This is a genomic window from Brevibacterium mcbrellneri ATCC 49030, assembly GCF_000178455.1.
Taxonomy (GTDB): domain Bacteria; phylum Actinomycetota; class Actinomycetes; order Actinomycetales; family Brevibacteriaceae; genus Brevibacterium; species Brevibacterium mcbrellneri.
Genome location: NZ_ADNU01000047.1, coordinates 1 through 19,190 on the forward strand (window position 1 = coordinate 1; position 19,190 = coordinate 19,190).

At 60.2% G+C, this 19,190-nt stretch carries 15 protein-coding genes, 2 tRNA genes and 2 pseudogenes; 8 read left to right on the top strand and 11 right to left on the bottom strand.

The window, feature by feature from the left end:
• The 5 genes from HMPREF0183_RS08230 to glsA all read right to left on the bottom strand — a co-directional run.
• The coding region (locus tag HMPREF0183_RS08230; RefSeq protein ID WP_245527142.1) for a molybdopterin-dependent oxidoreductase at positions 1 to 2,345 on the bottom strand (2,345 nt) is incomplete at its 3' end.
• Between the two features lie 25 nt (positions 2,346 to 2,370).
• The gene (locus tag HMPREF0183_RS08240) at positions 2,371 to 3,261 is read right to left on the bottom strand and encodes a hypothetical protein (RefSeq protein ID WP_005884917.1); all 891 of its coding nucleotides are present in this window, start codon (positions 3,259 to 3,261) and stop codon (positions 2,371 to 2,373) included.
• Between the two features lie 3 nt (positions 3,262 to 3,264).
• Positions 3,265 to 4,257: a malate dehydrogenase gene (locus HMPREF0183_RS08245; protein WP_005884919.1), complete on the bottom strand. Its 993-nt coding sequence runs from the start codon at positions 4,255 to 4,257 to the stop codon at positions 3,265 to 3,267.
• Between the two features lie 52 nt (positions 4,258 to 4,309).
• Positions 4,310 to 6,766 carry an ATP-dependent RNA helicase gene (locus HMPREF0183_RS08250; protein ID WP_005884921.1) on the bottom strand — a complete coding sequence of 819 codons (2,457 nt, stop codon included), beginning with the start codon at positions 6,764 to 6,766 and terminating at the stop codon, positions 4,310 to 4,312.
• The gene (glsA, locus tag HMPREF0183_RS08255; protein WP_156798214.1) at positions 6,766 to 8,073 is read right to left on the bottom strand and encodes a glutaminase A; all 1,308 of its coding nucleotides are present in this window, start codon (positions 8,071 to 8,073) and stop codon (positions 6,766 to 6,768) included. Before glsA ends, HMPREF0183_RS08250 begins: the two co-directional genes overlap by 1 nt.
• Before the next feature lie 19 nt (positions 8,074 to 8,092).
• Between glsA and HMPREF0183_RS08260 the strand changes: the two genes are divergently transcribed.
• From HMPREF0183_RS08260 to HMPREF0183_RS08270, 3 genes are all read left to right on the top strand, one after another.
• On the top strand, positions 8,093 to 8,902 hold the full coding sequence (locus HMPREF0183_RS08260; RefSeq protein ID WP_040348676.1) for a fumarylacetoacetate hydrolase family protein: 810 nt from the start codon (positions 8,093 to 8,095) through the stop codon (positions 8,900 to 8,902).
• A 69-nt stretch (positions 8,903 to 8,971) separates the two neighbouring features.
• The gene (gltX, locus tag HMPREF0183_RS08265) at positions 8,972 to 10,444 is read left to right on the top strand and encodes a glutamate--tRNA ligase (protein WP_005884928.1); all 1,473 of its coding nucleotides are present in this window, start codon (positions 8,972 to 8,974) and stop codon (positions 10,442 to 10,444) included.
• 84 nt (positions 10,445 to 10,528) lie between these two features.
• On the top strand, positions 10,529 to 11,797 hold the full coding sequence (locus HMPREF0183_RS08270; protein ID WP_005884931.1) for an alpha/beta fold hydrolase: 1,269 nt from the start codon (positions 10,529 to 10,531) through the stop codon (positions 11,795 to 11,797).
• A gap of 27 nt (positions 11,798 to 11,824) precedes the next feature.
• On the opposite strand, the gene HMPREF0183_RS08275 is transcribed toward HMPREF0183_RS08270, so the two are convergent.
• Entirely contained in the window at positions 11,825 to 12,085 is a 261-nt protein-coding gene (locus HMPREF0183_RS08275; protein ID WP_005884933.1) for a hypothetical protein, read from the bottom strand.
• Positions 12,086 to 12,237: 152 nt separating this feature from the next.
• Here HMPREF0183_RS08275 and HMPREF0183_RS08280 point away from each other — a divergent pair.
• Both HMPREF0183_RS08280 and HMPREF0183_RS08285 read left to right on the top strand, forming a co-directional pair.
• A tRNA-Gln gene (locus HMPREF0183_RS08280) sits at positions 12,238 to 12,309 on the top strand.
• A 16-nt stretch (positions 12,310 to 12,325) separates the two neighbouring features.
• Positions 12,326 to 12,398, top strand: a tRNA-Glu gene (locus HMPREF0183_RS08285).
• 86 nt (positions 12,399 to 12,484) lie between these two features.
• Here the strand turns inward: HMPREF0183_RS08285 and HMPREF0183_RS08290 are convergent.
• Both HMPREF0183_RS08290 and HMPREF0183_RS12845 read right to left on the bottom strand, forming a co-directional pair.
• Positions 12,485 to 13,153: a DUF4282 domain-containing protein gene (locus tag HMPREF0183_RS08290; protein ID WP_005884935.1), complete on the bottom strand. Its 669-nt coding sequence runs from the start codon at positions 13,151 to 13,153 to the stop codon at positions 12,485 to 12,487.
• Between the two features lie 103 nt (positions 13,154 to 13,256).
• Positions 13,257 to 13,504: pseudogene (locus HMPREF0183_RS12845) on the bottom strand (IclR family transcriptional regulator domain-containing protein); the annotation flags it as partial.
• 63 nt (positions 13,505 to 13,567) lie between these two features.
• Here HMPREF0183_RS12845 and HMPREF0183_RS08295 point away from each other — a divergent pair.
• Entirely contained in the window at positions 13,568 to 14,479 is a 912-nt protein-coding gene (locus HMPREF0183_RS08295; RefSeq protein WP_040348677.1) for an alpha/beta hydrolase, read from the top strand.
• A gap of 310 nt (positions 14,480 to 14,789) precedes the next feature.
• Positions 14,790 to 15,104, top strand: a complete 315-nt coding sequence (locus tag HMPREF0183_RS12965) for a hypothetical protein (protein WP_005884938.1) — start codon at positions 14,790 to 14,792, stop codon at positions 15,102 to 15,104.
• Positions 15,105 to 15,312: 208 nt separating this feature from the next.
• On the opposite strand, the gene HMPREF0183_RS08305 is transcribed toward HMPREF0183_RS12965, so the two are convergent.
• From HMPREF0183_RS08305 to HMPREF0183_RS08315, 3 genes and pseudogenes are all read right to left on the bottom strand, one after another.
• On the bottom strand, positions 15,313 to 16,491 hold the full coding sequence (locus tag HMPREF0183_RS08305; RefSeq protein ID WP_005884940.1) for an AbiH family protein: 1,179 nt from the start codon (positions 16,489 to 16,491) through the stop codon (positions 15,313 to 15,315).
• 140 nt (positions 16,492 to 16,631) lie between these two features.
• Positions 16,632 to 16,778: pseudogene (locus HMPREF0183_RS08310) on the bottom strand (integrase core domain-containing protein); the annotation flags it as partial.
• Positions 16,779 to 16,923: 145 nt separating this feature from the next.
• Positions 16,924 to 17,643 (bottom strand): IclR family transcriptional regulator, encoded by a 720-nt coding sequence (locus tag HMPREF0183_RS08315; protein WP_040348678.1) that lies wholly within the window; start codon positions 17,641 to 17,643, stop codon positions 16,924 to 16,926.
• A gap of 140 nt (positions 17,644 to 17,783) precedes the next feature.
• Here HMPREF0183_RS08315 and leuC point away from each other — a divergent pair, with 140 nt between their 5' ends.
• Positions 17,784 to 19,187, top strand: a complete 1,404-nt coding sequence (leuC, locus tag HMPREF0183_RS08320; RefSeq protein ID WP_005884947.1) for a 3-isopropylmalate dehydratase large subunit — start codon at positions 17,784 to 17,786, stop codon at positions 19,185 to 19,187.
• The last annotated feature ends 3 nt before the right edge of the window (positions 19,188 to 19,190 follow it).

Below are 19,190 nucleotides of genomic sequence, written 5' to 3' on the forward strand. Positions count from 1 at the left end.
TTGCGCTCTGACCACGGCTTTCCTTGCGGGTCTGCGGATGCGCGGTTGTAGAGCATGCGCCTGTTGGCTGGCCATGCCCAACCCCATTCGCGGGCCGCGGTGTCCTGTTCCTGCCCGGGTTTGCGGTTGGCGGCGTGGTTGATTCCGTCGGCAAACACTCCGGTGTAGATCCAGCAACCGCCCGAGGTGGTTCCGTCCGCCCGCATTTCATTGAAGTTGGCGAGTGGCTCACCCTTGTTAGGGCCGTCGAGGTGGAATCCGTTGATCTCAGCAAGGACCGCTGAGGCGTCGGGCTCGCCGTGTTCATCGACCGGGTAGTCCCAGGTGAGGTCCAAGAGCGGACGGTCACGCGGGTCTGTGGAGTCGGCGAGCTTTGCGCGGATCCGGTTTCCGAGGTCGTAGAGGAACTCCAGGTCCGAGGTGGCATCCCCGGGCGGGGTGATGGCCTGGTGACGCCACTGTACAAGGCGCTGGGTTTGGGTGAACGTACCAGCTTTTTCCGTGTGGTTGGCCGCCGGCATGAAGAAGATTTCCGTACCGATGTCCTCTGTGCGGAGTTCGCCCGTATCGATTTCGGGCCCCTCTTTCCACCAGGTCGCCGATTCGATCATGTTGAAGTCGCGCACAACCAGCCACTTGAGGTGCGACATGGCCATACGTTGCATGCGACCGTTCGCAGACCCCACCGCCGGGTTCTGCCCCAGCAAGAAGTACCCGTCAACCTTGTCTTCAAGCATCAACATGCACGACTGGTACGTGCCGTGCGGTCCGTTGATACGGGGGAGGTAGTCGTACGCGAAGTCGTTTTCTGGCGTGGCCTTGTCACCCCACCACGACTTCAACAGGCTCACCGCATACGCGTCTCCATTGGCCCAGAAGCCCTTCTTCTTTTTGTCACCCACGGCACCGAGGTATTGGTCCAGGGTGTCGTGCGTTCCGGCTTTGGGCATGGGCAGGTAACCGGGAAGCAGGTGGAACAGGGTTGGGATGTCGGACGCACCTTGAATGGTGGCGTGCCCGCGTAGCGCCATGATTCCACCGCCTGGGCGTCCCATGTTTCCAAGCAGAAGCTGGAGGATGGCTGCCGTGCGGATGAACTGCGTTCCCATGGAGTGCTGTGTCCAGCCCACTGCGTAGGCAAAGCACGTGGTGCGTTCCCGCCCGGAGTTCTGCGTGATGGAGCGCGCTACATACTCAAAGTCTTCGCGCTTAATGCCACACATCTGTTCCACCAGCTCAGGGGTGTAACGCGAGTAGTGGCGTTTAAGGATCTGGAAGACAGTCCTGGGGTGTTCATATGTGGGGTCGGTGGCTGGGCGACCCGTTTCAGGGTCGATCTCGTATGCCCAACTGGTCTGGTCGTAGGTCTTGGAGTCCTTGTCGAACCCAGAGAACAGACCGTCAAGGTCCTCCGTGTCGCGGTAGTCCTCGTTGATGATCGTGGCGGCGTTGGTGTAGGCCTGCACGTACTCAGCAAAGTACGCGTCGTTTTCGATGACCCACCGGATGAGCGCTCCCAAGAACACAATGTCTGAACCCGCCCGGATAGGCACGTACTTGTCAGCAAGTGCCGAGGTGCGACTAAAGCGAGGGTCGATGTGAATGACGCGTGCCCCACGCTTTTTAGCTTCCGTCACCCATTGGAACCCAACGGGGTGAGCTTCAGCCATGTTAGAACCTTGGATCACAATGCAATCGGCATTGGCCATGTCCTGGAGGTACTGGGTGGCGCCTCCTCGCCCAAATGAGGACCCCAAACTGGGGACCGTGGCAGAGTGTCAAATACGCGCCTGGTTCTCCATCTGAACAGCGCCTGCGGCGGTGAACAGCTTCTTGGCCAGGTAGTTTTCTTCGTTGTCGATCGTGGCTCCACCCAGGGACGCGATTCCCATGGTGCGGTTGAGCGGACGACCGTGTTCGTCAGTGTCTTGCCAGTGAGCGCGACGCGCTTCAATGAAACGTTCCGCGATCATGTCCATCGCGGTGTCTAAGCTGATCTTTTCCCAATCCGTGGAGTGGGGAGCACGGTACAGGACATCCGTGACACGTCCAGGCGCGTTGACCAACTGTTCTGAGGCTGCACCCTTAGGGCACAAACGTCCACGTGAAATAGGGGAGTCCGGGTCACCTTCGATCTGTACAACCTTGTTGTCTTTCACGAAGATTCGTTGACCACATCCCACCGCGCAATAGGGGCACACCGACTGAACGACTTTGTCAGCGGTCACCGTGCGCGGTTCAGTGTTCTGGGTCTTTGTACTGGTCACGGAAGGACCGCGACCAAACGCGTCACCAGTGGTGAGCTGCCGCACCACCGGCCACTGCAAGAAACTAAACCGACCCATGCCTGGGAGTCTAGCATCAGCGTGACTACTGGATCAGGTTTTGTGCCTGGTCAATCTGGGTGATGAGACGACGTCTCAAGGCTTGAGCCTGCCGGGAAAACTCCTCTTGCCTGCGCATGTATTCGGCTTTCCCCTGCGCGGTTTCAATCGCCACGACCCCATACCCCCACGCGCGCACATCATAGGGTGAGGCTTCCATGTCGAGTGTGCGAATCGCACGCGCCAGGTCGAACGCGTCCAACACCGTCGCCGATTCCACGATCGGCTCCAGCTTCATCGCCCACTTGTACAAGTCCATTCCGGCGTGCAGACAACCAGGTTGTTCGTTCGCGCGCATCCCTTGCCGCGTGGGTTGCAACGTGTTCAGCGGGCGCGCCGGGGGAGTGAAAAACCTGAACGCGTCGTAGTGGCTGCACTGGATGCGGTGATTTTCGACCACGCGGTCCGTCTCTTCTTGGCTCAACCGCAAAGGCACGTGCGAGTGGCGGTGTTCCTGCGTCGTCTGCTTGTACACCATGGCCCATTCGTGCAACCCAAAACATCCGAACGACGCTTCCCGGTCCACGGTCGCTTCCAACAGTTGCCGGATAAACGTTGCTCCCTGGCCACGGTCGGCTTCCCACGCGCCCACGTCAACGTGGGCCACCGTGTGCCCGGCGTGCTGGCTACGTGTGTACCAGCGCCGGTTGAAGTAGGCCTCATCCGCCGAGGTCTCAACCATCACTGCTGTTCCCGCACCCGGGTGCCATGTGGCGAGTTTGCCGGGTTTGAACGGGTAGTAGGTGAAAAGGAAGTCCTCAACCGGGTGCTTTTCGCCGCGGGACCGGCGTTCCAGGTGGGAAGCGGTGCGCTCATGAACGGCCTGTTCATGAGCGTCACGAAGTTCCCGCCATTCGCGGGGTGAAAGAACGTGCACGGTTTAGTCGAGGTGTCCTTTGCCCGCTGCGGTGGAGCGTTCGTCAAGGAGTTCGTTGGCCGAGGCGGTAATCCGCTCCCGCTGAAGGTCGTCCAGTTCCAGCTGGGGAACCACTGTGTAGGTGCCGTTTTCAATGGTCACCGGGTAGGAGTAGACCACACCGGCAGGAACCCCGTAGCGCGCCTCCTCAGGTAGCGCCTGCGTGGGGACCGCCATGGAAACCCAACGGCCGTCCGTTCCCTGTTCCCAGTCGCGGAGGTGATCCAGGGTCGCTGACGCTGCAGACACCACCGAGGAACCACCTCGGGCTTGAATAACGGCACCACCGCGGGTAGCGACGGTAGGCACGATGGTGTCCAACCAGGTGTCCCTGTCAATGACGTCCAGGGCGGGAGTGCCACCCACGGTTGCGAACGTGAGGTCAGGGAACTGCGTGTTGGAGTGGTTACCCCACACGGCCACCTGAGCGATGTCACCGGCACTTACGCGGGCGCGCTGGGCCACTTGTCCAATCAAGCGGTTGTGGTCCAGGCGGGTCAGCGCGGTGATGTTTGCGGGGTTGAAGCCTTCTTTTTCTGCGTGGTGGGCGGCCACCAGCGCGTTCGTGTTGGCAGGGTTTCCGGTGACCACGACTTTGCAGTCCGGGTGGGCGACCTGTCCCAGAACGCGGCCTTGAGTGGAGAAAATGCCTGCGTTGACTTCAAGAAGATCGCCACGGGTCATGCCGTCCTTGCGGGGTGCGGAACCAATGAGCAAGGCTGCGTGAGCGCCGTCGAAGGCAACCTCGGGATCATCGGTGGCCACGATGTTTGCGATGCGCGGGGAGGCGTGGTCCACGAGCTCCATAATGACCCCGTCTAGAGCCTGAACCGCCTGCGGGACTTCAAGGAGCCTCAACTCGATGGGTTCGTCTCCGTAGACGTAGCCGTCAGCGAGACGGCCCAAAACGTTGTATCCGATATTTCCTGCAGCACCTGAAACAGCGACGATTTTCATGAGCGCCCCTTTCTGAAGTCTGGAATTATTCTATCGGCCAGGTGCGGGTAGTTCACCGAGGTGCTGACCGGTTAGTGCGCGCCGTGGGTACCGCGTTCCACGGGTCTTCGGGCCACGGGTGCTTGGAGTACTTGCCCCGGTTTTCGGCCCGCACGTGCGCATACGCCCCATTCCAAAAACTGCGCAGATCATCCGTGACCGCCAAGGGCCTGCGGGCTGGTGACAACAAGTGCATGAGGACTGGGCGGCCCAGAATTGAAGGTGTGTCGGCCAGACCAAAGCACTCTTGGAGTTTCACCGCTAACACGGGCGCTTCCGGCTGATCCCCGTGAGACTCAGGCGTGGGGTAGGTGACCCGGATTTTGGCACCGCTGGGAACCTCGAGCCGTTCAGGAACCAGCTCGTTGAGCCGGGCCGCTTCCGGCCACGGCAGTACGCGCTGCAAGGCCGCAACCAGGTCAATCTTGTGCCCGCGGCCCAGTGCCTCCAGATCAGGTTCGAGCCACGTGAGGTCCTGCAGGGCATCCAGGGTGACATTGGGCCACGGGTCACCTACGACGGCGCGCACATAACCCAACCTTGCGCGCAAGGCCTCAAATGCGGGATCGCCCTCACCCGGCTGTTCGGAAATCCCCGGCACCACGGCGTGCAATCCACGTGTCTCACACGCAGCCCGCGCAGCGTCCACAACCGCCTGAGCTGACGGCTGCACCGGGGTGGATGCGAGCTCAATCGCACCCAGTTCCTCCACCTTCCGGGCCCGCACTTTGCCGTCTGTAAACTCAGCACGCTCAACCGTGCGGTGTAACGCACCGGCGGCCTCTAGCGCAGTCGCTTCATCGATCGACACGGCCAGCTGCGCACGCGCCTTACTTCCCGCCCGTGCCATGCTTGCAATCGCGATCCAGTCATCGAACCCATCCGCACGCACACCGGTCCCGGACGCGGTCAGGTAGGTGTCACCTCGGCGGCGGGCAATCCACTCCGGGCGCGCCAACGCAGTCACCAACCCCACAACAGAACGTGGCACGGAACCCTGGGGCGCATCCACGCCAGCAATCCGGGAAAGCCGGGCCACCTCGCGCTCAAACGTCGCCGTGCCCGAAAGCTTCGACACCAACTCCGGCACATCACGCGCCCGCTCATCAGTGGCCAGCGCGCACGCGACTCGCACCGCCTGAGGCCCCACCTTTTCCACCCCGTCAAACAGCGCGCGAGCCACATGCGGATCGGCCGGGACGCTCGCAAGCCTGTGCCCAACCGGGGTCGCCTCCCCGTCCTGGTCCAACGCTCCCAGTGCAGTGAGTGCCTGCACCGCTCGCTCCGTTGCCCGAGGCGGCAGCTCCGTTGGCATGTCCAGCCCGACTCCCAGCGGGGTTCCCCACACCGCTAAATCAAGCACAGTAGACGTAAGGTCTGACGTTGTGATCTCTGGGGGAGTGTGGGCCGGCCGGGACGCGAAATCCGCTTGGCTCATACACCTGATGACCCGGCCCGGGGCTTCACGGTGCGCACGGCCCGCACGCTGCACCATGGCCGCTTTTGACGCGCCCACGGTGACCAGGCCGGACATCCCGCGCACGGAATCAAAACGCGCCTGACGATCCAGTCCAGCATCGACTACAGAGCGCACCCCTGGAACCGTGATCGCCGATTCGGCGATGTTGGTCGCCACAATCACCCGAGTGCTCCCAGGTACGTGACCGCGCACAATCTGCTGCTGGGCCGCAACACTAAGCCGGCCGGACAGCTCCTCGGTGGGGAAGTCACGGCGCACACTGGCTGCCACGCGCTCAATTTCGCGCGCACCGGGCACAAACACCAAGACGTCGCCACCGCGCTCGCTGCGGTGCTGAGCCTCGCAGGCAGCGACACTTGCCACGTGGTCCAAGAAGCCCCAGTCCACGCCACGTTCAGTGAGCGGACGCAGTCCGGGCTCCCACACGGTCTCACACTCAAACGTGGGCACGTGAGCGGACAACAGCGTCGCCTCTTCGCTCGTGGCTTGCGTGAGAAGGCCCATCCACATGTCACTTTCCAACGTGGCCGACATCGCATACACCCGCAGGTCATCCCGCATCGCCGCGACCTGCGCCACGAACGCACACGCCAGGTCCGAATCGATCGACCGCTCATGGACCTCGTCCAAAATGACGGCCGAAACCCCGGCCAACTCCGGGTCCCGCAACAACCGGCGGATCAACACCCCAGTCGTCACGAACTCAACCTTCGCATCCGCTGGGACGTCACGGTCACCTCGGACGGTGTACCCCACCGGCACCCCGGACAGTTCCCGCAACCGGGCAGCCGCCGCCTGAGCGGCAATGCGGCGAGGCTGCGTGACCACCACGCGCCCTGAACCCAGATTGGCAACCGCGGGAGGGACCACAGTGGTCTTACCGGAACCCGGGGGTGCCTGGATAACAGCTACCCGAGGTCGTTGATCCGCAATCTGGGCCACCAGCGAGGCTGCAGGCAGGTTGGCAGAAATCCGGCCGAGGTCGAACATCACTTAGCGAACCAGCTCGAATCGACGGGTTCTTCGGTCGGTTCGATGTCAGACAGCGACGTGTAGACCTCTTCGCGTAGGTCCGCAAAGTGCTCATTGGGATCGAGGATGGTGACCGTGTGGCCACGGCGCTTAAGCTCAAAGATTCCAGCGTGAAGCAGCTTGTACCCCACCAGGGACACCGACGGCACACTCCTGAAGTCGATAACGATGGGCTGGCTGTTTTGCGGGGTCTCGAGAATGGACCGCAAGGCTTTTTCAGCCAGCGAGAAGTCCATACTTCCCTGAATGTGAATGTGCAGGCGACCCGAGCTGTCCGTTTCTTTTTCCAGAACAGACGACAGGATCGGGCTGGGTGGCTTCATCATGTGAAGGCCCAAGTCTTCGCTCATGCGTTCAAACGCGTCCACGCCGCGTACCGAGTTGCCGAACTTATCAATCGGAGGCGAAAACGCGGCCGCCCCCATCTGGCCGGGCAGCGAGCCCATGATGCCACCAGAGACCCCGGACTTGGCAGGGATCCCCACATTGGTGAGCCAGTCACCAGCCGCGTCATACATGCCGCACGTAGTCATCACGGACAACACCTGCTGGGCCACCCATTCGGGAACCACGCGCTCGCCTGTCTGGGGGTTCACTCCACCGGAGGCCAACGTCATCCCCATGACTGCCAGGTCCTTGGTGGTCACCAAAGCGGAACACTGACGCGTGTAGCCGCGCACCACCTCGGCGGGATCACTGATGATGAGGTCATTCGCACGCACCAGCGCAGCCAGTGCTAGATTACGCCACGCCTTGTCGATCTCAGACTCGTACACGGCGTCGTCATAGGACAACTCCCGTCCAGCAAAAGCGCTCATTCCGGCGAGAATCCGATTTTCGCGTACTTCCCTGCTGGCTCCTTTTGAATGCACCAAGGCGTGGGTAGTGACCGCACCAATGTTGATCATGGGGTTGTCTGGCCGTCCGGTCTCTTCATCCAAGCTGATCGAGTTAAACGGGTCGCCAGACGGTTCCTCACCAACAGACTGGTTGACACGTTCTAGGCCGCGGTCGGCAAGCGCCATTGCATACACGAACGGCTTCGATACCGACTGGATAGAAAACTGTGTGTCGGAGTCTCCCACGGAATAGACTATTCCTTCCGGGGTGCACAGGGACAGCCCAAACAGAGTGGGGTCCTGATTGGCGAGTTCGGGAATGTAATCTGCCAACGCTCCACCGGTTTTCCTCAAACCGGTTTCATGGATCGATTGCAAGTATTCGGTGACAGGGGAATACGCAGGATTCGAAGCGAGGGTTTCCATGGCTACTAGACTAGTGCCCATGCGAATCGTTCGTTTTGTTCACAACGACGCGCCACATTACGGCGTAGTTGAAGGAAATCTCCCTGAAGTTAGCGACGACGGAACTCTTGACACCTCGGAACTGGAGGTGGCGGTCTTAAGTTCTGACCCATTCTTTAGCCCTGCGCAATCGACCGGCGAACGCCTGCCCTATGACGAAGTGCGGATGTTGGCCCCGATCCTGCCCCGCTCAAAAGTCATTGGGGTGGGTCGGAACTTTGCCGACCACGCCCGCGAACTCGGAAACGACGTTCCGGTCAGCCCGCTGACCTTCTTCAAACCCAACACCTCGGTGGTGGGGCCAGGTGAGCCTATTCGCCTCCCCGCCATCAGTGAAGAAGTGTCTTACGAAGCTGAACTGGCCGTGGTCATTTCCAAGATCGCCAAGAACGTTACGCCAGAAAACGCGTACTCCTATGTTTTGGGATATACCGCGGCAAACGACGTGACACTGCGCGACATCCAGCGGATCGACAAACAATGGTCGCGAGCCAAAGGCTTCGACTCCAGCTGTCCTCTGGGGCCGTGGATCGAAACCGAATACGACCCAGAAAATGTGCGTATTCGGTCGTGGGTTGACGGCGAACTCAAACAAGACGGGAACACTGAAGACTTCATCTTCGACATTCCCACCGTCATTGCCCACCTCACCGAAGTCATGACCCTACTCCCAGGTGACGTCATCTTGACGGGAACACCTGCGGGAGTGGGTCGCATTGAGGCGGGTAACCGCGTTGACATTGCGATTGACGGGCTGGGAATTCTGTCCAACCCTGTCATGGACGTCTAGCGTTTAGCGTCTGGCGTCGTTGCACGAACACACTTACACACACGAACACCTATACAAAGAAGGAACACCGTGACTGTACGAGTCCGCTTTTGCCCGTCACCAACCGGAACCCCGCACGTGGGAATGGTACGTACCGCCCTGTTCAACTGGGCGTACGCCAAGCACACCGGCGGAACCTTTGTTTTCCGTATCGAAGACACCGACGCCGCCCGTGACTCAGAAGAGTCCTACGGCCAAATCATCGAAGCGATGAAGTGGCTGGGGTTGGACTGGGACGAAGGTATCGATGTGGGCGGACCACACGGCCCTTACCGCCAGTCACAGCGCGGCGACATCTACGCTGAGATCATTGAGAAGCTCAAGGCCGGCGGCCACATTTACGAGTCGTACTCCAACGCAGAAGAAATCGAAGCCCGTCACCGGGCTGCAGGCCGTGACCCCAAATTGGGCTACGACGGGTTCGACCGTGACCTGACCCAGGAACAGATCGCAGAGTTCAAGGCACAGGGCCGTGAACCTGTGTGGCGTGTGCGCATGCCGGATGAAGACATCACGTTCACAGACATGGTGCGTGGCGACATCACGTTCAAGGCCGGTTCCGTTCCCGACTTCGTGGTTGTGCGTGCAAACGGCCAGCCGCTATACACGCTGGTCAACCCGGTTGATGACGCGCTCATGGGGATCACCCACGTGCTGCGTGGTGAAGACCTGTTGAGTTCAACCCCACGCCAGATTGTTCTGTACGAACACCTCAAGGCGATCGGTGTTGCTGAGCGCACCCCAGAGTTTGGTCACCTGCCCTATGTGATGGGTGAAGGCAACAAGAAGCTGTCCAAGCGTGACCCCGAATCGAACCTGTTCCACCACCGCGACAACGGGTTCATCCCCGAAGGTTTCATCAACTACCTTGCCCTCCTGGGCTGGTCGATCGCTGCTGACCGCGACATTTTCACCGTTGATGAACTCATCGAGGCATTCGATATCCACGACGTGTTGCCTAACCCGGCGCGTTTCGACGTGAAGAAGGCCACCGCTATCAACGCTGACCACATTCGCATGTTGGACGTTGAGGACTTTGCGCAGCGTCTGGTGCCGTACCTGCAGACGGCCGAGGTGTTGCCCCAGGAACCGAGCGACGCACAGTTGGCAGTGTTGAAGGAAGCGGCTCCGCTTGTGCAGACTCGTATGAACCTGCTCAGCGAAGCCCCTGACCTTCTGCGTTTCCTCTTCGTGTCAGATGACAACTTTGAGTTCTACGAAGACGGCCTGAAGACTCTGAAAGACACTGCCCCTGAGGTGCTGGACCAGGCAATTGCAACGCTGGAACCCATCACCGACTGGACCACCGACACGCTCCACACGGCACTACAAGAAACCCTGGTGGACAAGGCCGGAATCAAGCCGCGCCTGGCGTTCGGACCGCTTCGCGTGGCAGTTTCTGGGCGCCGTATTTCGCCACCTCTGTTCGAGTCCATGGAGATTCTGGGCAAGGAATCGTCCATGTTCCGCCTCAACAAACTGCGCGAACACCTGGCTGAGTAACCCGCCAGCCCGCCCTGGGCGGGGAAACCCGCCTGACCGGCGAAAACCCGGCAACCACCTCGGCGAACAACGACAAGGAGACCCATGCTCACCCGCACGTACACGATTCCCGGACTCACTGTTGACGAACACACCGTCACGGTGCCGCTCGATCACTTTGGGGATACCCCAGGGGAGCTCGAGGTGTTTGCGCGCGTGTACTCCCTGCCGGGTTCTACGGAGAAGCCGTACCTGGTGTACCTGCAGGGTGGGCCGGGCTTTGAAGCCCAGCGAGTGACCGAGCCGTCGGGGTGGGTTGGGCGCGCACTTCGCGAATACAACGTGGTCATGTTGGACCAGCGGGGCACCGGGCAGTCCAGTCCCGTTGGATTTGTTGACGGGCACTTCGTGGGCACGGGCGAGAACCAGACGCCGACCGCAGTGGCGGACTATCTGACGCATTTCCGGGCGGATGCCATTGTGGAGGACGCCGAGGTCGTTCGCGAGTCCCTGGGTGCTTCCACCTGGGCGGTGTTGGGGCAGTCGTTCGGCGGGTTCACCGCGTTGCGGTACTTGGCAGAACACCCGGTGTCCTTGGAGCGCGTCATGTTCACCGGCGGGCTGCCACGGGTGCCAGGTGCGGACGGCGGTGAGGCTGACGCTGATCCGGCCATTGTGTACCGCGATACGTGGGAAATCATGGCGGGGAAGTCGGATCGGTTCTTCAAGCGCTACCCGCACACGCGCGAAGCGTATGAGCGTCTGTTTGAGCGTGCGGCCGATGGGATTGAGCTACCGGATGGCACCGTGGCCACGCAGGCGCACGTGCGTGGCTTAGGGCAGTTCCTGGGGGCCAGCGGGGGAGCGGAACGCCTGAACTACCTGTTGGCGCTGGGTGACTCGATGGCCGGGCGTCACGACCTGCAGGACGCTTTGACCTTTGGCGCGCGCAACCCCATCTATGCGGTGTTGCACGAAAGTTGCTGGGCTTCTAGCACCGCTACACGTTGGGCTGCCGAACGTGCCCGCCCAGAAGGGCAGTCGCCGTTCGCCCTGGCGGGTGAGCACGTGACGCAGGACCACTTTGAGTCCGGGCCTCTGGAAGCGTGGAAGGACGTGGCGCATGTGCTAGCCGACCACGAATGGCCGGTCATGTGGGACGCGGACAAACTTGCTCAGGTGCGAGGCAAGGTTCCTGCGGCGGCTGCGGTGTACTTCGACGATGCGTATGTGCCGTGCAAACATTCCTTGGCTACTGCGAAGCTCGCGGGGGTTGAACCGTGGGTGACTAACGAATATGAGCACAACGGACTGCGTGCGTCAGGGGAGCGGGTACTGGACCGCCTGCTGGCCATGACCCGCGGCGAAGTGTGATGGCGCGTGGGGCTGTTAGCTCACAGCTTAGTTCCGCCGTTTGAGCACGGTAGCGATGATGATCGCGATGATCGAACCCAGAATGGGCACGAATACTGCTAACAGAATCAGCAGTGTCGTGTGTAACGGTTGGAGCCGAGCGAAAACCACCAGGACTATCGCAGTGACCAGCAAAATGAGCGAAACAGGAGCCACGAACATCATGGCCACAACACCGGCGTCGGCATAAAACGGAACCTGCGGGCCGGTCGCCAGCGTCGAAGAAAAGACCACAGTTGGTAGGAGCATTTTCGCCTCCTGTGAAACAACCAATGAGTTCGTTTGATGATAGCGCCCCCTCTGATGGGCAACACAAATTCGTGCCGGTTTTGCACAAGAGCGCCGAGGTATGTAAAGTAGTCTTTCGTTGCCGACGCGGGCTTCAAGCCCGAGTCTTGCATTGGGGTATGGTGTAATTGGCAGCACGAGTGATTCTGGTTCATTTAGTCTAGGTTCGAGTCCTGGTACCCCAGCGCTATTTCAGCACAAGCCCCCGTCGTCTAGTGGCCTAGGACGCCGCCCTCTCAAGGCGGAAACGGCAGTTCGAACCTGCTCGGGGGTACACATTCCAAAACTTCATACACATGAGGGGCGCATCTGTCTTAGATGCGCCCCTCATGCGTGCGGTTCCGGTTGCGAGCCCGGAGATTAGTCGGTCAGAGCCCTCCGCATTTCCGTGGTGTTTTGCGCCGTACGGATACTGGCAACCATGAATTCGAGCGCAATACGCGACAAAATGATCTGCGCAAGAGCAGGAATCCACCCCAGGAAAATAGTGGGCAGGAACATCATGCCCAACATCCCACCGCCTGAGCCAGACAGGGCGTAGCTGAGACCGCTAGCGGCTGCAGAAGCAAGCGCAGTGATGACGATCCACAGAAGCCACGTTCCCACCGCAGTGACGATCGAAAGCGTGTACAAAACACTTGCAAAGTTGATCGTCACAAAGTTTTCGAACTTCAGATCAAACAATGCCTTGAAGAAGCGCGTAAACCCGTTTCCTTTAGGAGCCTGCGCTTGAAGCTGGCCAGTTGTCTGGGAAACCTCACCGGTGTTGTAGTTGGCAGCTGGATACGGCTGCCCAGCGGCAGGCTGGCTTGCAACAGGTTGCCCGGCAGTAGGTTGAACAGTGGCTGAAGCATACTGCTGTTGCGGTGCAACAGGGCCGGTTTGGGCAGACCCCTGCGGGGCACTTCCCGCCGCTACCTGAAGGCCGGATCCGTATGGGCCCGAGCCGTAAGCGTTAGAGGAGTTGGGAACGTTAGAAGGTGGCGTTGAGCTGTTGGGTGCGCCGCTTGAAGGGTAGTTGTCAGTCATTCTGGACGCCTTTGTTCATGGTGCTACATCAAATATGTTACGCAATTCGCACATAAAAACTGGGGTCACTCAAGAAAGGGCAGCCCCGGCCTGCGCTCAGGTCTTATGCGCGGTTCAGTGCATCCGTAAGAGCTTTCGCAGCCTCAAGAACCGACTGTGCGTGCAAACGGCCAGACTGCCGGGTCAAATGCTCAACCGGTCCGGAAATCGACACGGCCGCAACAACCCGCGAACTGGGGCCACGGACGGGAGCGGAAACTGACGCCACGCCACGCCGCGTTCGCGTTCTGCGATCGACTGTGCCCAACCTCGGCGGCGGACACCAGAAAGAATCGTGGCCGAAAAGCGCGCCCTGCACTCAACAGCAAAGTTCGAAATAACGAGTATCGCAGACTCGTTCGATATCCTCGGGGAATGGCCCTCTATCCTTACGCAGCGTTTTTGCCAGCCGGAAGGAGAGCTGCTGGCAAACGGGAACCAGAAGAGACCTGGTGGGCTTGGCGTGGTCACAGCATTCACATTGCACGAGCGCGCCGTTCTGACGCTCCGGCACGCATACTGGTGATCCATGGCGCGGGAGGTAATAGCGCTGCCCTGTGGCCGCTGGCCGCACAGCTGGCTGAACGCGGCCTGGATATAGCTGCTGTCGATCTGCCACTGTACGGCCGCACAGTCTCGCCCAACCCCGAGACGGTGCGCTACGAAGACTGGGTGCAGCTCCTGATTAATCTTGTTGAGGCAGAACATGATGGGCGGCCCCTGACCCTGCTCGGCGCCAGCATCGGGGGCATGCTCGCCTACGAAGTCGCCGCGCAGACTTCCCTCGTGACGACCGTCGCGGCTACCTGCCTCCTCGATCCCCGGGATTGGCGCTCCCGGACCCATATGACCCGTTTCGGGCCGCTGGGTGCCTTGGGCGGGGTGCTGTCTGCTTTGGCGCGTGGCCGGGTCGCATCGGCGATGATCTCGATGCGCTGGGTGGCGAATCTCTCGAAGATGAGCCGAAATCCAGGGCTCTCTAACCTGTGTGCGACCGACCCTCGTGGTGGTGGCGCGAAAGTTCCTCTCGGGTTCCTGGCCTCATACATGCGATACCGTCATACCTCGCCTGAGCAGGTGACGACCCCGATCGCGCTTCTTCATCCCAGCAGGGACGCGTGGACTCCCGTCGAATTGAGCATGCGTGTTTTCCGTCGTCTCGCTTCACCCGATAAGGTGATTATGCTTCGCGAGTGCGGGCACTTCCCCATCGAGGAACCCGGCATCACAGATCTGGTGTCCGCGGTCCTTGAAATCACTGATAAGGCGCATCGCTCCAGGGGATAAAATTTTCGCTGAGGGATGTTCTCGGCACAATCCACCTTGGTGCGCTCACGATGAAGACAGAACCCCGTGCGAGATTTGATGGATCTTTGCTGTCGAGTGTGGGGGCGTGCGACGCGCCGAAGTGCCGACGTTCGGTCGGACGGTGCGGATCCTCGGGCGTAAGCGCCTCTGGCTGTGCACGGATGCAGGCTGTACTGTCGAGTCGTTCGTCGAGCAAGACTAGTATGTCGCGGTGCCTCGCGCGAAGCTCACGGCGTGGGCGGCTCGGTGGCACCGCTGGACCCGTTCCATGGGTGCATGAACGCCATCGATGACTTGCTCGAGGACGCCCCGCCCGGCCCTGGACGACGTCCACGTCGTCACGTTCGCTACCGCCGTCATCGACGACGTTCGCCGCCGTGCCCAGCAGGGGCGCGACGTCTACCACAAGGACGCACCCTCCGCCGGCAGAGCGATCGCCGACAAGATTCTCCCGTCCTTCCCGACCTGCCCGATCCCGGACATCAAGCGTCTCGCCCAGACACCGAACCAGTGGCGTAACGAATACTTGGGCTATGCCGACATCGACGGCGGCCGAGCGGGCCGAGGATTACTAGATCGGGTACAAAGAGATCCGCCCTCTTGAGGTCATCTCATGGAACGGGCCAAAGGAGGTACACCTGGGACTAGTCGGCCCCACCGTCCCGACATTTCAACCCACGGAGATTCTGCCAACTACTTGACGCGGGACACGGAAATGCTGGTGCTGCTTGCCATGCGTGTGGCTTGATCTCAGTGATTACGAAGGTGCTTGGGCCGGTATGCGCGTTCGTGTCGACCCAGGTAGTAAGAAATCATGGCATCGCTTGATTGTTTCGGTGGATCCAGAGGGGGATGTGGTCGGGGTTGGTGTTGAGGAAGGCGCGGGGCGTGGTGTTGTCGTACAGGATTACACGGGTGTGGGCGTTGACGGCTTGGCGGAGCTCGTCGGTGACTGCGAGGCCGCTGGCTTCGACGAGCCGGGCTTTGACGGAATCTGGGGTGGCTTCCCCGATGTCGTCATACCAGTAAATGAGGATGTCAGGTCGCTGTGCGTCTTGGCGTTGAAGGGTAGCGAGGATGTTGTGCCACCACCAGCGGTCGGTGCTGCCGAGAGATGTACCGAAGATAATGAAGAGGTTGGTATTGGGGAACAGATCGGCGTACTCGCGTTCGTTCTGTGCCCAGTATGGCTTGGATAGCACGCGCCCAACCTCATCTCCTTCGTGCGGATCGATGCCGAAGAGGAGGGAACGTGGGGTGGACTGTGTGCCGTGGGGGTGAATGATATCTGTGGCTAGGTAGGTGGCCGCGGAGAACTCCTGACGCTCGCAGCTCTTTCGCGGTCCCGGAAGGAGGACATTGTGCCCGCGGGGGTTGGGGTGGAAGTAAGTCTGGCGGTCTGAGCTGATAAAGGGGTGTGGCTCAAATTGAGTTTTGTCGAGGTAGAGGTAGTTGTCGAGCAGGCTGGTGTAGTTGAAGTTAATGAAGAGGAAGTTGTAGATATCCCCAATATCGGTAGTTGCTGGGAAGGACATTCTTGAGTACTCGTCTGGGTCGCTGAGGTCGCCGAGGAACTCCATGAGGCTAGCGAGGGTCATTCTGTGGGTGACAGTTTGCTCGTTGAGTTTCGTGAGAGTGGATGGGTTTACGAGTTGGTCAAGGAAAGTGGCGAACTCGCCTTGGATCTCATGCATGGCGTCGCTTATCTCCGCTACGGCTGTTCCTGCCCTGTATAGCCGGTCGATGGCGCCTTCGACGTCGCTCCAGTTTTCGGCTCCGTTTGTTTCAAGTTCGCTCATCTGCTCGAAGATGAGGTTGTCGGTTTTGAAGCTTCGAGATTTGAGAAAGTAGTAGAACGACGTGTACTTGGTGTCGCCGCGGACGCCGAGGTCGCTGAGTGCTTGTATGTCAAATCCATTGCCGACAATGGCCATGATGTTGTGCTGGTGTCTGGGATTCTCAACTTTAGTCTCGTAGTTGGTGTACGGCATGGTTCTCCTGATCGTGGCGGGGCGCTGTTGCTGCAAGTGTGCTCGTCGCGGGGGGCGTTGACTCACAAGAAATGCTGCGAAACGGTTTCGTTGCCTCATGAGACGAATACCTGAAGCGCGCTTGGGTTTTTGTTCCGTGGTTAGACGGCCACGGGCGCGGTCGTCATGGTGTGAGTGTAGGCCACTTCGACTGCTGCTGGGGTGCGGTAGTCGAGCGCTTCGTGGAGTCGGGTGGTGTTCCACCAGTGGACCCAGCTCATTGTCGCCAGCTCGACCTTACTGAGACTCGGCGCTAAACCCAGGATGCTTCACAACTAAGACAACACAAAGGTGTTGCAACCACCACTTGAATCCACCGCGCAGACTCCCTCGTTTATTTGCCTAGACGGCAGAGTAACTCCTGCCAGACAGGGCCCGGCACTTCCGCGAACCTCAGGCCCGGTTCAGCGCATCCGTAAGAGCTTTCGCAGCCTCAAGAACCGACTGTGCGTGCAAACGGCCAGGCTGCCGAGTCAGACGCTCCACCGGACCGGAAATCGACACGGCCGCAACAACCCGCGAACTCGGGCCACGGACGGGAGCGGAAACTGACGCCACGCCACGTTCGCGTTCCGCGATCGACTGTGCCCAACCTCGGCGGCGGACACCAGAAAGAATCGTGGCAGAAAAGCGTGCGCCACGCAGACCCGTGTGCATGCGGTCTGGCTCCTCCCATGCGAGCAACACCTGCGCAGCGGAACCCGCGCGCATACTCAAAGTGGCGCCAATAGGAACGGAGTCACGCAGACCCACGGGCCGTTCAGCGGCGGCGACGCACAAGCGCAGGTCACCCTGGCGACGGAACAGCTGAGCGGACTCGCCTGTGCGATCACGCAACTGGTTCAAAACAGGGCCAGCGGCTGCCAGAAGGCGGTCTTCTCCGGCTGCGGAGGAAAGTTCGGACAGGCGTGGGCCTAATACGAAGCGCCCTTGAATGTCGCGCCCAACCAACCGGTGATACTCAAGAGCAACCGCCAAGCGGTGTGCGGTGGGGCGAGCCAGGCCGGTGAGGCTCACAAGTTCAGCCAGCGAAGCAGGTCCGGCTTCAAGTGCGGATAAGACGAGTGCGGCTTTGTCGATAACTCCAACGCCGCTTCCATTTTGGTTGCTCATACCCTCAATTGTAGGTCTCACCATCTAAGATGCAAGTTCGGATGGTGGTACATCTGGCTAGTGTGAGTCTCGAAAAATCGCAGTGAGAGTGCCCGTGCCTAATAACAGGCGCAGGTTGCGCGTCACGAAGGAGATCTACCGTGGGAACCACACTTGCAGAGAAGGTCTGGGCTGACCATGTTGTCACAGCCGGTCAAAACAACGAACCTGACCTCATCTACATTGACCTCCACCTCGTCCACGAAGTGACCAGCCCTCAGGCATTCGAAGGTCTACGTCTCGCGGGCCGCAAAGTCCGCCGCCCGGACCTCACAATCGCAACGGAGGACCACAACACTCCCACGCTTGATATCGACAAGCCTATTGCCGATCTCACCAGCCGCACTCAGATCGACACTCTGCGTAAGAACGCGAAAGAGTTCGGCATCCGTTTGCACTCGCTGGGTGATGTGGAACAGGGAATCGTACACGTGGTGGGCCCTCAGCTGGGCCTGACGCAGCCGGGAACCACTGTGGTGTGTGGTGACTCCCACACTTCGACCCACGGCGCGTTCGGTGCGCTCGCGTTCGGGATCGGCACCAGCGAAGTCGAACACGTGCTGGCCACCCAAACGCTTTCTCTCAAGCCGTTTAAGACCATGGCCATTACGGTCAACGGAACCCTGCCTGAGCACTCTTCGGCTAAGGACATCATCCTGGCTGTCATCGCAAAAATCGGCACCAACGGGGGTTCCGGCCACGTGCTTGAGTTCCGCGGTGACGCGATCCGCAACCTGTCCATGGAAGCACGCATGACCCTGTGCAACATGTCGATTGAAGCAGGTGCCCGCGCCGGCATGGTCGCACCCGACGACATCACCTTCGAGTACTTGCGGGGTCGCCCTCACGCGCCCACGGGCGACGCATGGGACCAAGCGGTTGCGTACTGGAAGACCTTGCGTACGGATGAGAACGCGGAATTCGACGCCGAGGTCGTTCTGGATGCCGCGGACATCGAACCTTATGTCACGTGGGGGACCAACCCTGGTCAAGGTTTGCCACTTTCGCAGTCGGTTCCTGACCCCGCCAAGATTGTTGATGAGAACGAACGAATCGCGGCAGAAAATGCCCTGGCGTATATGGGCTTAACCCCCGGCACCCCACTAAAAGGCATCGCGGTGGATACCGTGTTTTTAGGTTCGTGCACGAACGCCAGAATCGAGGACCTGCGTAGCGCAGCAAGCGTTCTCCGAGGTCGTTTAAAGGCTCCCAATGTACGCATGCTGGTTGTCCCTGGGTCGGCTAAAGTGCGCCTGCAGGCTGAAGAAGAGGGTCTTGACAAGGTCTTCACGGACTTCGGTGCCGAATGGCGTTTTGCCGGATGCTCCATGTGCCTGGGAATGAACCCAGACCAGCTTTCTGAAGGCGAACGGTGCGCATCCACCTCGAACCGAAACTTCGAAGGGCGTCAAGGAAAAGGTGGGCGCACCCACTTGGTGAGCCCCGTGGTGGCAGCGGCCACGGCAGTGAATGGAACCCTGTCAACCCCAGCAGACCTGGCATAAAGC

What these genes read in the sequence shown, in the direction of transcription:
- HMPREF0183_RS08245 (WP_005884919.1), bottom strand. Translation starts at nt 4,257, where the DNA reads ATGAAAATCGTCGCTGTTTCAGGTGCTGCAGGAAATATCGGATACAAC.
- glsA (WP_156798214.1), bottom strand. Translation starts at nt 8,073, where the DNA reads ATGGAAACCCTCGCTTCGAATCCTGCGTATTCCCCTGTCACCGAATAC.
- HMPREF0183_RS08315 (WP_040348678.1), bottom strand. Translation starts at nt 17,643, where the DNA reads ATGAGCAACCAAAATGGAAGCGGCGTTGGAGTTATCGACAAAGCCGCA.
- HMPREF0183_RS08270 (WP_005884931.1), top strand. Translation starts at nt 10,529, where the DNA reads ATGCTCACCCGCACGTACACGATTCCCGGACTCACTGTTGACGAACAC.
- HMPREF0183_RS08260 (WP_040348676.1), top strand. Translation starts at nt 8,093, where the DNA reads ATGCGAATCGTTCGTTTTGTTCACAACGACGCGCCACATTACGGCGTA.
- HMPREF0183_RS08305 (WP_005884940.1), bottom strand. Translation starts at nt 16,491, where the DNA reads ATGCCGTACACCAACTACGAGACTAAAGTTGAGAATCCCAGACACCAG.
- HMPREF0183_RS12965 (WP_005884938.1), top strand. Translation starts at nt 14,790, where the DNA reads ATGACTTGCTCGAGGACGCCCCGCCCGGCCCTGGACGACGTCCACGTC.
- HMPREF0183_RS08295 (WP_040348677.1), top strand. Translation starts at nt 13,568, where the DNA reads ATGGCCCTCTATCCTTACGCAGCGTTTTTGCCAGCCGGAAGGAGAGCT.
- HMPREF0183_RS08250 (WP_005884921.1), bottom strand. Translation starts at nt 6,766, where the DNA reads ATGTTCGACCTCGGCCGGATTTCTGCCAACCTGCCTGCAGCCTCGCTG.
- HMPREF0183_RS08275 (WP_005884933.1), bottom strand. Translation starts at nt 12,085, where the DNA reads ATGCTCCTACCAACTGTGGTCTTTTCTTCGACGCTGGCGACCGGCCCG.
- HMPREF0183_RS08290 (WP_005884935.1), bottom strand. Translation starts at nt 13,153, where the DNA reads ATGACTGACAACTACCCTTCAAGCGGCGCACCCAACAGCTCAACGCCA.